The 13650-nt window shown below is 76.4% G+C and carries 11 protein-coding genes; 7 read left to right on the top strand and 4 right to left on the bottom strand.

Going from position 1 to position 13650, the window contains the following annotated elements; all coding sequences use genetic code 11:
* The first annotated feature begins 79 nt into the window (after nucleotides 1–79).
* Complete coding sequence (locus AC1VL8_RS03415) at nucleotides 80–1222, top strand: diacylglycerol/lipid kinase family protein (protein WP_483074146.1); 1143 nt, start codon at nucleotides 80–82, stop codon at nucleotides 1220–1222.
* A gap of 209 nt (nucleotides 1223–1431) precedes the next feature.
* On the opposite strand, the gene pheA is transcribed toward AC1VL8_RS03415, so the two are convergent.
* On the bottom strand, nucleotides 1432–2394 hold the full coding sequence (gene pheA, locus AC1VL8_RS03420; RefSeq protein ID WP_483074147.1) for a prephenate dehydratase: 963 nt from the start codon (nucleotides 2392–2394) through the stop codon (nucleotides 1432–1434).
* A gap of 129 nt (nucleotides 2395–2523) precedes the next feature.
* On the opposite strand from pheA, the gene AC1VL8_RS03425 reads away from it, so the two are divergent.
* Nucleotides 2524–5082, top strand: coding sequence for a hypothetical protein (locus AC1VL8_RS03425; protein WP_483074148.1), 2559 nt, complete (start codon nucleotides 2524–2526; stop codon nucleotides 5080–5082).
* On the opposite strand, the gene AC1VL8_RS03430 is transcribed toward AC1VL8_RS03425, so the two are convergent.
* On the bottom strand, nucleotides 4965–7835 hold the full coding sequence (locus AC1VL8_RS03430; protein WP_483074149.1) for a bifunctional diguanylate cyclase/phosphodiesterase: 2871 nt from the start codon (nucleotides 7833–7835) through the stop codon (nucleotides 4965–4967). The two genes, AC1VL8_RS03425 and AC1VL8_RS03430, sit on opposite strands and share 118 nt — an antisense overlap.
* A gap of 177 nt (nucleotides 7836–8012) precedes the next feature.
* On the opposite strand from AC1VL8_RS03430, the gene AC1VL8_RS03435 reads away from it, so the two are divergent.
* Together AC1VL8_RS03435 and AC1VL8_RS03440 are read left to right on the top strand one after the other, a co-directional pair.
* Nucleotides 8013–8321, top strand: coding sequence for a type II toxin-antitoxin system VapB family antitoxin (locus AC1VL8_RS03435; protein ID WP_389232450.1), 309 nt, complete (start codon nucleotides 8013–8015; stop codon nucleotides 8319–8321).
* Complete coding sequence (locus tag AC1VL8_RS03440) at nucleotides 8311–8982, top strand: LytR C-terminal domain-containing protein (protein WP_483074150.1); 672 nt, start codon at nucleotides 8311–8313, stop codon at nucleotides 8980–8982. The genes AC1VL8_RS03435 and AC1VL8_RS03440 overlap by 11 nt, the downstream gene beginning before the upstream one ends.
* A 19-nt stretch (nucleotides 8983–9001) precedes the next feature.
* On the opposite strand, the gene AC1VL8_RS03445 is transcribed toward AC1VL8_RS03440, so the two are convergent.
* Nucleotides 9002–10339, bottom strand: coding sequence for a uracil-xanthine permease family protein (locus tag AC1VL8_RS03445; RefSeq protein WP_389232456.1), 1338 nt, complete (start codon nucleotides 10337–10339; stop codon nucleotides 9002–9004).
* 179 nt (nucleotides 10340–10518) lie between these two features.
* Here AC1VL8_RS03445 and AC1VL8_RS03450 point away from each other — a divergent pair, with 179 nt between their 5' ends.
* Nucleotides 10519–11775, top strand: coding sequence for a glycosyltransferase 87 family protein (locus AC1VL8_RS03450; protein ID WP_483074151.1), 1257 nt, complete (start codon nucleotides 10519–10521; stop codon nucleotides 11773–11775).
* On the opposite strand, the gene AC1VL8_RS03455 is transcribed toward AC1VL8_RS03450, so the two are convergent.
* Nucleotides 11756–12700, bottom strand: coding sequence for an LLM class F420-dependent oxidoreductase (locus AC1VL8_RS03455; protein WP_483074152.1), 945 nt, complete (start codon nucleotides 12698–12700; stop codon nucleotides 11756–11758). The genes AC1VL8_RS03450 and AC1VL8_RS03455 overlap by 20 nt on opposite strands.
* Nucleotides 12701–12761: 61 nt before the next feature.
* On the opposite strand from AC1VL8_RS03455, the gene AC1VL8_RS03460 reads away from it, so the two are divergent.
* The gene (locus tag AC1VL8_RS03460) at nucleotides 12762–12980 is read left to right on the top strand and encodes a hypothetical protein (RefSeq protein ID WP_389232464.1); all 219 of its coding nucleotides are present in this window, start codon (nucleotides 12762–12764) and stop codon (nucleotides 12978–12980) included.
* Nucleotides 12981–12984: 4 nt separating this feature from the next.
* Nucleotides 12985–13644 (top strand): DUF1684 domain-containing protein, encoded by a 660-nt coding sequence (locus AC1VL8_RS03465; protein WP_389232467.1) that lies wholly within the window; start codon nucleotides 12985–12987, stop codon nucleotides 13642–13644.
* The last annotated feature ends 6 nt before the right edge of the window (nucleotides 13645–13650 follow it).

Here is a 13650-nt window from a genome sequence, read left to right on the forward strand (position 1 = left end):
GCGCTCGACACGCCCGGCGCGCCGTCCCGGGTGGATCCACCCCGCGCGGGACGGGGACGCGGGGCCGTAGATTCGGCGCATGACCTGGGAAGGATGGCTCGCGCTCGTCGCCGCCGTGCTGTCCGTGGTGGCCCTCGGGGTCTCCGCGGTCGTCTGGCGGCGGACCGCCCCGACGCGCCGGACCGGGACCGTCGTGGGGACCGCGTCCGCGCCCGACGAGCCGGCACCGCACCGGCCGCTGGTGGCGTTCGTCGCGAACCCCTCGAAGCCCGACGTGCCGGACCTGCGCGCCCAGGTGCGGCGCGCGTGCGCGGAGCAGTACCTGCCCGAGCCGCTGTGGCTGGAGACCACGCTCGACGACCCGGGCGTCGGGCAGACGCGCGACGCGGTCGCCCGCGGGGCGGACGTGGTGGTGGCGCTGGGCGGCGACGGCACGGTGCGCGCGGTCGCGGAGGGCCTGGTCGGCACGGGCGTCCCGATGGGGCTGGTCCCGGTCGGCACCGGGAACCTGCTGGCGCGGAACCTCGACATCCCGATCGGCGACCCGCTGGCCGCGCTGCAGATCGCGCTGGACGGCACGGACCGCACGATCGACGTCGGCTGGCTGCGGGTGCTGAAGTTCGAGTCCGGGGTGGACGACGACATCGCCGAGGCCGCCGACGACCTGCCCGCGGACACCGACGTACCGCGGGACCACATCTTCCTGGTGATCGCCGGGGTGGGGTTCGACGCGGCGATGGTCGCGGACGCCGACGACGACCTCAAGGCGCGGGTCGGCTGGATGGCCTACTTCGTCGCCGGCATCAAGCACCTGCACGGCCGCCGCCTGCGCACGACCGTCCGCCTCGACCACGAGGACGCCGAGCCGGCCCGGGTCCGCAGCCTGCTGATCGGCAACTGCGGCCGGCTGCCCGGCGGCATCACGCTGCTGCCCGACGCGGTCCTCGACGACGGCTGGCTGGACGTCGCGGCGATCGACACCCGGGGCGGCGTCGCGGGCTGGGCGCAGCTCCTCGGCGAGGTGGTCCTGCAGGGCGTGGGCGTCCGCACCGAGCTGCCCGCGAAGATCGGCCGGATCGACCACGCCCGCGCCCGCGAGGTGCACGTGGAGATCGACGGCGGCGAGTGGGTGCAGGTCGACGGCGACGTGATCGGCCAGGTCACGGAGCTGTCCGCGCGCGTCGACCCGGGCGCCCTGGTCGTCCGCGTCGCGCACCCCTGACCCGCCTCACCCGCACCCGCACCGCGCCCGACCCGCACCCGCACCCGCACCCGCACCCGCCGAGATCGGACGTCCCGGCCGAGGTCGCACCTCCTACGGACCTACCTCGGCCCGATGGTCCTACCTCGCCGTCCCCGAGCGAGGGCCCGGCCCCGTCCTCGGCCCGGTCCTCGGCCCGGGAGCGGCAGCGGCCCGGGAGCGGCGCCGCGTCAGACCGACGTGCCGCCGCGGACGGAGCGCAGGCGGTCCCGCGCGGCCCGGAAGTCGGGGTCGGCGGTGCCGAGGTGCACGTCGGCGGCGCGGCCGTCGGCCCGCGGGTAGGACCCGAGGTACCGGACCAGCGGGCACACCCGGTGCAGGCCCATGAACGCCTCGCCCATCCGCTCCTCGGCGATGTGCCCCTCGGCGTCGAGGGAGAACGAGTACCGGCCGAGCGAGTCCCCGATCGGCCGGGACTCGATGCGCGACAGGTTCACGCCGCGCGCCGCGAACTGCTCGAGCATCGTCAGCAGCGCGCCCGCCTCGTTGCTGGGCAGGTGCACGACGAGCGTGGTCTTGTCGGCACCCGTGGGCTGCGGGACCTCCCCCGGCGGGCCCACGACGACGAACCGGGTGACCGCGTCGGGGTTGTCGGCGACGCCGTCGGCGAGGACGTCGAGCCCGTAGTGCGTCGGCGCGGCGGGCGGGACGAGCGCGGCGTCGAAGCCCAGCGCCTCCCCGGCGTCGGGCGACCCGGCGGCCTCGGCCAGCAGCGCGGCGGGCGCGGTGTTCGAGGTCGCGGGCACGTGCACGGCGCCGGGCAGGTGCGCGGCGAGCCACCGGCGGCACTGCACCCAGGCGTGCGGGTGCGCGGCGACGCGGCGGACGTCCGCGAGCGCGACCCCGGGCCGCCCGACCAGGGTGAAGCCCACAGGCACGAGCACCTCGCGGTGCAGCACCAGCGGGCTGCCGACGGCGAGCGCGTCGAGGGTCGCCGTGACGCCGCCCTCGATGGTGCTCTCGATGGCGACCACGGCGCGGTCGGCCTGCCCGGTGCGGACCGCCTCGATCGCGGAGACCACGTCGGCCTGCGGGAGGTACTCCGCCTCGCGCGGGTCGGCGACCTGCCGGAGCGCTGCCTCCGTGAACGTGCCCGCGGGTCCGAGGTACGCGTAGCGGGTGCGGCCGGGCATCGGGACCTCCGGGTGGTGCGGGCGGCGCTCGTGAGGACGCGGTGAGCGCCCTGTGCGGCGCGGGTGCACGTGCGGGCGGGGACGCCCGGCACGACGCGACCGACAGTAGTGCGCCCGTACGCTGGCACGGTGCTCCTGTCCACGCCCGTGCCGTGCCCGTCCGACCCGGGCGGACCGCCCCAGCCGGCGCGGCGCCGCGCGCCCGGCGCCCGGCTGCTCGCCGTCGCACTGGCGCTGGTCGCCGTCGGCACCGGCTGGCTGACCGCCGCCCCGACGGCCGCCGCCGCGCAGGAGCCCGCGCCCGAGCAGCCGGTGGTGCTGCTCGGCGTGACCGGGCTGCGCTGGGACGACCTCGGGTCGCTCACGACGCCGTCGCTGTGGGAGCTGTCCCGCGAGGCGTCGGTCGGGACGACGGTGGTGCGCAGCCGCTGGTCGTACACCTGCCCCAGCGCGGGCTGGCTCGCGGTCTCGGCCGGCGGGCGCTCGGACGACGTGCGGGTCGCCGACGGCACCTGCCGCACGCTGCGCGACCCCTTGGCGAACGGCGCGGTGCCGGGGTGGCAGGACTACCTCGACGCGACCGACGCCTCGCCGTACGACTCCCGCCTCGGGCTGCTGGGCGACACCGTCGCGGCCGCCGGGGTGACGGCGACGGGCGTCGGGCCGGGCGCGGCGATCGCCCTGGCCGGCGCCGACGGGATGCCCGTCGGGACCCACGTGCGCGAGCCCGCGGACGCCGACGCGCTCGAGGCGGTCGTCGGGGACGCCCTCGCCACGTCCCGCCTGGTCGTGGTCGACGCGGGCGTGGTGCGGGACCCGGGCTACCAGACGCGCGGTCGCTCGGAGGCGGACGGCACCGCGACCGGCGAGGGCGAGCAGGCCCCCGACGTGTCCGGGACGGACGTCGTCATCGAGCCCACCCGCGCGGAGCAGGTCCAGGCCATCGACGCGCACGTCGGCGCCGTGCTCGACGCGGTCGCCGCGTCCCGCACGGACATCACCGTGCTGCTGTTCTCCCTCGCGGACTCCAGCCGCCGCGCGCAGCTGCAGGTCGCCGCCGCGACGGGTCCGACGCCGTCCGGGGGCGTCTACGCGGGTGGCACGATCGGCTCGCAGTCGACCCGGCAGCCCGGCTACCTCCAGGCCACGGACATCGCGCCGACCGTGCTCGACGCGCTGGGCGTCCGCGACCGCGCCCCCGCGGGCGCGCTGGTCGGGTCGGGCATCCGGTTCTCGCCGGACGACGCGACCGCGGGCGAGCGGGTCGCGTACCTGATGGACCAGAACCGCCAGGCGCAGGCCGCCAAGCCCCTGGTCGGCAGCTTCTACGTGTGGTGGGTCGGCGCGAACCTCGCCCTGTACCTGCTGGTGATGGTCGGTCTGAACAGCCGGGTCCGTCGCTGGTGGCTGGACCTCCTGCACCGGCTCCGCCCGGGGCACGACGCCGGTCCCGAGCACCCGCGCCGGGTGCTGCACGGCCTGCGGGTCGCGGCGGTGCTGGTGGCCGCGGTGCCGGTGTCGACGTTCCTGGCGAACCTGGTCCCGTGGTGGCGGTCGTCCTCGCCCGCGTGGGCGCTGGTGGTCGTGGTCGTCGGGTTCGCCGCGCTCATCACCGCGCTCACGCTCGCGGCGCCCTGGTGGCGCACGCGGCTGCTGGGCCCGCTGGGCGTGGTCGGCGCGGTCACGGCACTGGTCCTCGCGGTCGACGTGGCGACCGGGGCCCGCCTCGCGCTGGACTCGATGATGGGGCCGGGGTCGCTCGTCGCGGGCCGGTTCTACGGGTTCGGCAACCCGGCGTTCGCCCTGTTCGCCACGGCGATGATCCTCACGACGGTCGCGCTCGCGGACCCGCTGCTCCGCCGGGGCCGCCGCGGCCTGGCGGTCGGCGTCGTGGCCGTGATGGGCGTGACCGCGACGGTCGTCAACGGCACGCCGAGCATCGGCGCGGACTTCGGCGGCCCCCCCGCGCTGGTGCCGGGGTTCGGCATCCTCGCGCTGCTGGCCGCCGGGATCCGGTTGAACTGGCGCCGGGTCCTGCTGGTGCTCGCCGCCGGCGCGGTGACGGTCATCGGCATCGCCACCCTCGACTACCTGCGCCCCCCGGACGAGCGCACCCACCTCGGCGCGTTCATCGAGACCGTGCTCGACGGCGGCCTGTGGACGGTGCTGCTGCGCAAGGGCCAGGCGAACCTCGGCATCCTGTTCGGCAGCGAGCAGACGCTGCTGGCGATCGGCGGCCTGCTGCTGGTCGTGCTGCTGGTCGGGCGGCCCGCGCGGTCGGCGGTCAGCGCCCCCGACGGCGGCCCGTACGCGTGGCTGTCCGGCGGGGCGCCCGTACGCCGGCTCGCCACGGACGCGCCGATGCTGCTCAAGGGCCTGATCGCGCTCGCCGTCACGCTGGGCATCGGGTTCGCGCTGAACGACTCCGGCGTGGTCATCCCCGCGACGGGGATCGGCCTGGCGGTCCCGCTGCTGGCCGCGGTCTGCGCGAGCTGGATGCTGCTGCTACCGGCGTCGGCGACCGTGCCGGGAGCCGATCCCTTCACGGACGACGGCGCCGGGGCCGAGGCTCAGCGCACCGTCCGGAACGCCGGCGGCCTCGCGCCGACCATCCCCGGCAGCGCCGGACCGGGCACGTCGACCGGCCGCACGGCCAGCTCGAACGCCGAGGGCCGCCCGAACAGGTAGCCCTGCGCGAGGTCGCAGCCGAGGGACCGCAGCGCCGTGTACCGGGGCTCGTCCTCGACGCCCTCGGCGATCACGTCGGCGCCCAGCGACCGGCCGAGCGCGACGATCGCCTCGACCACGCCGCCCGCGCGCGAGCCCACCGGGCCGCCGCCGCCGAGCCCCTGCACGAACGACTGGTCGATCTTCAGCAGCGTCACCGGGTAGTCGTGCAGCCGGGACAGCGACGAGTAGCCGGTGCCGAAGTCGTCGATGGCGACGCCGATGCCCGTCTCGCGCAGCGCCCGCAGCATGGGGACGGCGCGGGCGTCGTCGGCGAGCGCGCTCTCGGTGACCTCGATGCCGAGCCAGCTCGGCGGCGCGTCGTGCGCGGCGAGCGTGTCGACCACGAGCGTCACCAGGTCCGGGCGGTCCTTGGCGGCCGCGAACTGCCGCGGGGAGACGTTGACCCAGACGCGCAGGTCCGCCCCGGTGCGGCGGTTGTGCGCGCTGACCTCGCCGAGCGCGCGGTCCAGCGCCCACGCGCCGAGGTCGCCGATCAGGCCGGTCTCCTCCGCCACCGGGATGAACTCCGCCGGGGACACGGGCCCGCGGGTGCGGCTGGTCCAGCGCATCAGCGCCTCGACGCCCTCGACGCGTCCGGTGATGAGGTCGACCTCGGCCTGGTAGACGAGCGTGACCTCGCCCTCCTCGACCGCGCGCCGCAGGTCGGCGGCCATCGTGAGCCGCTGGCGCGCGTGGTCGGCGCCGTGCTCCTCGTACCAGTGGTGGGTGCTGCCGCCGGCGGCCTTCGCCCCGTACATCGCGACGTCGGCGCAGCGCAGCAGCTCGTCCCAGGGCATCGCGCCGGGCTCGGCGTGCACCACGCCGACGCTGCACCCGACGGCGAACTCCTCGTCGCGCAGCACGAACGGCTCGTCGAACGCGGTGACCAGCCGCCGCGCGACCCGCTCGGCCGTCGCCGCGTCCACGTCGGGCAGCAGCACCACGAACTCGTCGCCGCCGAGCCGCGCGGCGGTCGCCCGGTCCGGCAGGTCCGCGGCGACCCGGCCCGCGGCCCGCTGCAGCAGCTCGTCGCCGACCACGTGGCCGTAGGAGTCGTTGACGAGCTTGAACCGGTCGAGGTCGAGCAGCAGCAGCGCCGTGCCCTCCCGCGAGGTCGCCAGCGCCGCGACGGCCCGCTCGCGCGCGAGGTCCCGGTTCGGCAGGCCGGTCAGCGAGTCGTGCGTGGCCGCGTGCGTGAGCCGGTCCTGCGCCTCGCGGAACCGGGTGACGTCCCGCGCCACCACCAGCACCGAGTCGACGCCCCCGTCGGGCCCGGGCTCGGGGACGGCGCGCACGTCGTACCAGTGGCCGCCGGACGGCGCCGACATGCTGATCAGGCGCCGGGGGTCGGCGTCGACGTCCACCCCGGGCTCGGTGCCCAGGGCGATCATGTGGTGCGCGAGCGCGCGGACGGCGTCCATCACCGCGGACCGACCGGACAGCTCCTTGACCGTGCGCCCGAGGTCGTCCTCGGTGAGCGAGGCCGCGCGCCGCATCGCCTCGTTCACGAACTGCAGGCAGCCGTCCGCGTCCACCCGGGCGAGCGCGTCGGGCGTGTTGCGGGTGATCGACTCCAGGTCCCGGGTGCGCAGCGCCAGCGCCCGGGTCCGCTCCGCGGCGAGCACCACCGCCCGCACCTCCGCTGCGGCCCGGGAGCCCATCAGCCCGACGACCAGCCCGGTCAGCAGCAGCCCGAGCACCAGCGGGAACCAGGCGAGGGGCCCGGGCTCGGCCTGCGGGGCGGCGACGAGGGTCCAGGTCCGGCCGGCCACGGGCACGTCGAGGGTCTGCGCGGTCCCGGAGCCGGCGCGGTCCGGTGCGGCGGCGGGGACCGTGCCCGCCGTGCCGTCCGCGAGCTCGCCCAGCACGGTCGCGCCGTCGCGCACGACGATCGCGTCGCGGGGCCGGGTGGGCACCTGGTCGAGCAGCGGGGCGACCCGGAACGTGACGACCGTCCAGCCGAGCAGCAGCCGCTGCCGTGCGGCGACGTCGTCGGGCGGGGCGGGCGCGTCGTACACCGGAGCGACCACCGCGGCCTCCGGCCCCACCGCCGAACCCGCCCGAGCCACCAGGCCGGTGTCGGCCGGGTGGCTGTCGGCGGTCAGGGCGTCCACCGGGTAGACGGCCGACAGGGCGGGCCGGCCCGTGTCCCGCGCGACGGTGAGCGCCGCGGCCACGGCGGACAGCGCGGAGGGGGCGCCGGTGCCCGCGACCAGGCCGTCGAGCAGGGACGGCGCGCCCGAGCGGACCATGCCGCCGACCGTGACGCCGTGCGGGGTTGTCGTCCCGGCGGGCGCGAGGTGCACCGGTGCGGCGGGGTCGGCCCCGTCGGACGCCGCCACCCAGCCGATCCCGGCGGTCGCGACACCGGCGGTGCCGTCGGCACCGCCGCCCGACACGGCTCCCTCCGCGGATCCCAGCACCTCGACGTGCACGTCCCACGCCGCGACGCCGTCGTCCCAGGAGGTGGCCTCGGTGGGCGTGAGCAGCCGGGCGGCGGCGCGGGCCAGCCGGGTCTGCACGTCCACGCGGCCGGAGACCGACTCCGCCGTGACGGCGAGCTGCGCGCGGGTCGCGGCGTGGATCCGCTCGCGCTGCTGCTGCGCGTCGAGCGCGGAGAACGCCAGGGTCAGCACCAGGCCGAGCGGGATCAGCACGGCGAGGATGAAGCGCAGCCGGCGACGGGCGCGCCGACGGGCGTCGAGCGGCATCCGCACCTCCCTCGGGCTCGTCACGGCGGTCCGCGCCGCCGGCGGCGGACCAGCGCGTACACCTCCCATCGGTCGCGAGGGGTCCGGACGCGACCCCTGTGGCGAACTTCACCCGGGTGCGCGCCGCCGGGCGAGCCGATCCCCTGCGGCAGCGCGGATGCCCCTAGACTCGCCGACGTGATCTTCAAGTCGGTGGGCGAGGGCAGGCCCTATCCCGATCACGGCCTCGTCACGCCCAAGCAGTGGGCCGAGGTGCCGCCGCGCCAGGTCCGCCTGGACGAGCTGGTCACCACCAAGCGGGACCTCAACCTGGACAACCTCCTGTCGGAGGACTCCACGTTCTACGGGGACCTGTTCGCGCACGTCGTGCAGTGGCGCGGCGTCCTCTACCTGGAGGACGGCCTGCACCGTGCCGTGCGTGCCGCCCTGCACCAGCGGCCCGTGCTGCACGCGCGCGTCCTCGTGATCGAGAACGATGAGCGCTGACCGCACCCCGGACGCCGCCCGCCAGCGACGCCACCGGCACGTCCGCGAGCGCCAGGCCGTCGTGTTCGGCGTGCTGCTGGGTGGCCTCGCGGTCGCCGCGCTCGGCGCCGCCGCCGTCTACACCGGCAGCTGGACGCCGCCCCTGCTCGCGCGCGGCTTCTCGTCCCCCGCCCCGACGGGCCTGGCCGCGGCGAACTCGCCGTGCCCGCCCGAGGGCGCCACGCCCGTCCCGTACGGCCAGGTGACGGTGAACGTCCTCAACTCCACCAGCCGGATCGGGCTCGCGGGCGACACCGCGTCCGCGCTGGCGTCGCGCGGGTTCGTCGTCGCTTCGCAGAACAACGCCGCCGCGATGGGCTACACCGGCTACGACGGCACCGCGCTGATCCAGTTCGGCACGCAGGGCGTGGCCGCCGCGTACACCGTCGCCGCGCAGTTCGACACCCCGCAGCTCGTGCTCGACACCCGGGCGGACGCGACCGTCGACGTCGTGGTCGGCAAGACCTACAACGCGCTGGTCGCGGCGGCCGACGTCGTGCTCGTCGCGGACCAGCCGTTCGCCGTGCCGGAGGGCTGCATCGCCCTCGACCAGGTCACCGCGGTCCCCCAGCCGACGCCGCCCCCGGCACCCGAGGCGACCGCGCCCCCGGCCGAGGGCTGACGCCCCCGGCCGGTCCGCCTCAGCGGCCGAGCTCGGTCCCGCCCGGCACGGACGCCGGGGACGCCGGCTCCTGGGTGGTGCCGCGCCACCGGGCCACGGCCCGCATCAGGTGGTAGACGCCGATCGCCGCGGCCGAGCCCAGCGCGATGCCCTCGAACGTGAGGTCGCCGACGGCCCACGTGTAGTTGGCGATGCCGATGACCAGCGCGACGGCCGCCGTGGTGAGGTTCACGGGGTTCGAGAAGTCGACCTTGTTCTGCACCCAGATCCGGGCGCCGAGCACGCCGATCATCCCGTAGAGCACCGTGGTCGCGCCGCCGAGGACGCCGGCGGGGATCGTGTTGATCAGCTCGCCGAACTTCGGCGACAGGCTCAGCACCAGCGCCGTGGCGGCCGCGACCCAGTAGGCCGCCGTCGAGTACACCTTGGTCGCCGCCATCACGCCGATGTTCTCCGCGTAGGTGGTGGTCCCGGAGCCGCCGCCGACGCCCGCGAGCGTGGTGGCCAGGCCGTCGGCGAGCAGCGCGCGGCCGGTGAGCGGGTCGAGGTCCTTGCCGGTCATCGCGGCGACGGACTTCACGTGGCCGACGTTCTCGGCGATCAGCACGAACACCACGGGCAGGAACAGCCCGAGCAGCCGCGGCTCGAACGTCGGGGTGACGAACTCCGGCAGCCCGACCCACGCGGCCTCGCCGACGGCGGTGAAGTCGACCTCGCCGCGCAGGGTCGCCACCGCGTAGCCGATCACGACGCCGACCAGGATCGACAACCGGCCGAGGATGCCGCGGAACAGCACGCCGGTGAGCACGATCGCCGCGAGGGTGACCACGGCGGTCACCGGTGCGGCACGGAACCCGCTGCACGCGCCGCTGTCGTCGCAGGTGCCCCACGCGGTCGGCGCGAGGTTGAAGCCGATCAGCGCGACGACGGTGCCGGTGACGACCGGGGGCATCACGAGGTCGATCCACCGGGAGCCGGCGAGGTGCACCACGAGGCCGATCAGCGCGAGCAGCACGCCGGTGAGCAGCACGCCGCCGACGGCCGCGGACTGCCCGCCGGACGCGGTCGCCGCGACGATCGGGCCGATGAACGCGAAGCTCGAGCCCAGGTACGAGGGCAGCCTGTTCCCCGTGACCAGCAGGAACACGACGGTGCCGAGGGCGGAGAACAGCAGCGTCGTCGCCGGGGAGAACCCGGTGAGCAGCGGCACCAGGAACGTCGCGCCGAACATGGCGACGACGTGCTGCATGCCGATCCCGATGGTCCGGGGCCAGGACAGCCGCTCGTCCGGGGCGACGACCGCCCCCGGCTCGACGCGCCTGCCGTCGCCGTGCACCCGCCACCCGATCGCGCTCACGCCGGTCCCGCCTCCTCGTGGCGCGGCGGACCGTCCGCGCGCCGGGGGCAGGCTACCGGGCCCGCTTCACCCGGTCGGGCGCCCGCGTAGGGTGTGGACGCCCGCACCCGCCCGCCCACGCCCGAGGTGACGTCATCGACCGCCTGCTGCGCTCGCGCCCCGCCCTGTGGACCGCGTTCGTGCTGGTGCACGGCTGGATCACGTACGTCGGCACCGTCCTGATCCCCGCGCGGGCCTTCTGGGACCTCGACCTGTACCGCTGGTGGATGTGGCAGGGCCTGCACCAGGGCGTGTGGCCGGTGCTGGACGGCGACTGGGTGTACCCCGCCGGGGCCGTCGTGCCGATGGCGCTGCCCGCGCTGGTCGACGCCGTCGGCACCCGGCCGTACGCGCTCGCCTGGTCCGCGATGGTCGCGCTGCTGAACGCGGTCGCGGTGCTGGTGCTGCTGCGCCGGGCCGGCGCGGGCGCGACAGGTGTCCGCGGCGTCGTCGAGGCCCCCCGGCACGACCCGGCGGTCGGCGCGTGGTGGTGGCTGGGGTTCGTGCTGCTGCTCGGTCCGGTGGCGGTCGGGCGGCTGGACGCCGTGGTCGCGCCGGTCGTCGTCGTCGCGCTCACGGTCGCGCTGCGGCACCCGGCGGTGGCGTCCGCCCTGCTCACGGCGGGTGCGTGGGTCAAGGTCGCCCCCGGCGCGCTGCTGCTGGCCCTCGTGCTCGTCGTCCGCCGCCCCTGGCGGGACCTCGTGCTGCCCGCCGCCGCGGTGTGCGCGGTGGTGGTCGGCGCGGTCGCGGCCGGCGGCGGGCTCGGGCACCTCACGAGCTTCCTCACCGAGCAGGGCGACCGCGGGCTCCAGCTCGAGTCCGTCGCCGCGACGCCGTGGCTGGTCGCCGGCATCACCAGCCCGGACGTGCGGGTGGTGCTCAACGACGCGATCACGACCTGGGAGATCGCCGGGCCGGGGACCGCGGGCGTCGCCGCCGCGCTGGGGCTGGTCCTGCCGGTCGCGCTGGCGCTCGTCACCGGCCTGCTCGCGTGGGTGCGGCTGCGCGCCGGCGACGCCCTGGACACCGCGGGGTTCCTCGCGCGCGGGGCGCTGCTGCTCGCGGTCGTGCTGATCCTGGCGAACAAGGTCGGCTCGCCGCAGTTCGTCGGCTGGCTGGCCGGGCCCGTGGTCGTCGGCCTCGCCCGGCCCGGGCTCGCCGGCCTGCGGTCCTGGCGGGTGCCGGCGGTGCTGGTGCTCGTCGTCGCGGGGCTCACGCAGGTCGTGTTCCCGGTCGCCTACGACGCGATCACCCTGCAGCAGGCGGGCCCGACGCTGGTGCTCGCGCTCCGCAACGTGCTGCTGGTCGTGCTCGCGGTGGTGGTGGCCCGCGACCTGGTCCGCACGGGGCGTGCGGACCGGTCGCGGGCGCCCGGACTCAGCGCAGCTGCGGCATGACCTCGGAGGCCACCAGCTCCAGGTGGTCGAGGTCGTGCAGGTCCAGCACCTGCAGGTAGACGCGGGTCGCGCCCAGCTCGGCGAGCGAGCCCAGGCGGTCGACGATCGCGGTCGGCGTGCCGGCGATGCCGACCTCGCGCAGCTCCTTCGGGTCGCGGCCGATCGCGGCGGCCCGGCGGTCGACCTCGGCGTCGTCACGGCCCGCGCACAGCACGAGCGCCGCGGACAGCGTCAGGGACTCCGGGTCGCGGCCGATCGTCCGGCACGCCTCGCGGACGGTCTCGAACTTCTCGCCCACGACGTCCAGCGCGGGGAACGACAGGTTGAACTCGGTGGCGAACCGGGCGGCCAGCGCGGGGGTCCGCTTCGGGCCGAGGCCGCCGACGATCACCGGCACCCCCGCCTTCGACGGGTCCAGCGGGGAGGTCTGCACGGGCTTCGGCAGCGCGGGGCTGCGCGTCAGCGTGTAGTGCTCGCCGGCGTAGTCGAACGTCTCGCCCACCGGCGTGCCCCACAGGCCGGTGACGACCTCGAGCTGCTCGGTCAGCGGGCCGAACCGCTTCTCCGGGAACGGGATGCCGTACGCCGCGTGCTCCTCGGCGTACCAGCCGGCGCCGAGCCCGAGCTCGACGCGGCCGCCCGACATCTGGTCGACCTGCGCGACCTGGATCGCGAGGACACCCGGGTGCCGGAACGTCGCGGAGGTGACCAGCGTGCCGAGCCGGATCCGGCTGGTCTCGCGCGCCAGGCCGGCGAGCGTCGTCCACGCGTCGGTCGGGCCGGGCAGGCCGTCGCCGCCCATCGTCAGGTAGTGGTCGGAGCGGAAGAACGCGTCGTAGCCCAGCTCCTCCGTGGCACGCGCCACGGCCAGGAGGTCGTCGTAGGTCGCGCCCTGCTGCGGTTCGGTGAAGATCCTCAGGTCCATGCCCCCGAGCCTTTCACGCCCGCGGAGCCGTGCACGCCGACGCCGGGGTAGCGTCGTCGGCGTGCTGCGCAGCATCCGGTGGTCGAGCCTCGCCGTGGTCGCGGGCGCCCTGACGCTGACGGTCGTCTGCCTGGTGCTGGCCGCACGCGGCGCCGTGTGGGCGCTGCTCGTCGCGCTGGTGAGCGCCGCGACGGCGGTCCGCGAGGTGCGCGCGCTGCGCCGGCTCGACCGGGCCCCGCGCGCTCGACCCGCGCGGACGCGCCCGTCCGTGAGACCGTGAGCGCATGGTGACGCAGCTCGGCCTGGCCCTCGACGCGCTCGCGGTCGCGGACTGGCGCCGACGCACCGCCCAGACCTACGCGGACGTGCGCCGGATCGCGGAGTCCGACCCCGCCGCCGCGCACGCCGAGTGGGTCGCCCGCCGCGACGAGCTGTTCGCCGAGCACGCCGCGTCCCCCCTGCGGCCCGCGGCCAAGGCCGTGTTCACCGGCCTGTCGGTGGCGCCCTACGACCCGGCCTTCCGGTTCGAGGTCCGGGTGCGCGCCACCTCCGCGCAGCGGCTCGAGGTCGCGACCGGCACCGACGGCGTCGTCCCGTTCGACCGGGTCGGCCGCGTCGAGCTCGACGGCCTCGGCGGGTTGTCCGTGTGGGCGCTGCGCAGCTACGGCGGCGGCATCTTCATCCCCGTGAAGGACCGCACCGCGGGGCGCGGCACCTACGGCGGCGGCCGGTACCTGCTGGACACCGTCAAGCACGCCGACCTGGGCCGTGCGGCCGACGGCGGCCTCGTGCTCGACCTCAACTTCGCCTACAACCCGTCGTGCGCGTACGACCCGGCGTGGGCGTGCCCGCTCGCGACCCGCGGCAACGTGCTCGACGCGGAGGTCCCCGTCGGCGAGCAGCAGCCCGACCCGCTGATCGTCGCCGACTTCGAGCTCGAGTAGCGCCGC

It is taken from the genome of Cellulomonas sp. KU4C, assembly GCF_056868065.1.

Excerpts from the sequence above, each read along its gene's own strand:
- AC1VL8_RS03415 (WP_483074146.1), top strand. The coding sequence starts at position 80 with ATGACCTGGGAAGGATGGCTCGCGCTCGTCGCCGCCGTGCTGTCCGTG.
- pheA (WP_483074147.1), bottom strand. The coding sequence starts at position 2,394 with ATGCCCGGCCGCACCCGCTACGCGTACCTCGGACCCGCGGGCACGTTC.
- AC1VL8_RS03430 (WP_483074149.1), bottom strand. The coding sequence starts at position 7,835 with ATGCCGCTCGACGCCCGTCGGCGCGCCCGTCGCCGGCTGCGCTTCATC.
- AC1VL8_RS03440 (WP_483074150.1), top strand. The coding sequence starts at position 8,311 with ATGAGCGCTGACCGCACCCCGGACGCCGCCCGCCAGCGACGCCACCGG.
- AC1VL8_RS03455 (WP_483074152.1), bottom strand. The coding sequence starts at position 12,700 with ATGGACCTGAGGATCTTCACCGAACCGCAGCAGGGCGCGACCTACGAC.
- AC1VL8_RS03465 (WP_389232467.1), top strand. The coding sequence starts at position 12,985 with ATGGTGACGCAGCTCGGCCTGGCCCTCGACGCGCTCGCGGTCGCGGAC.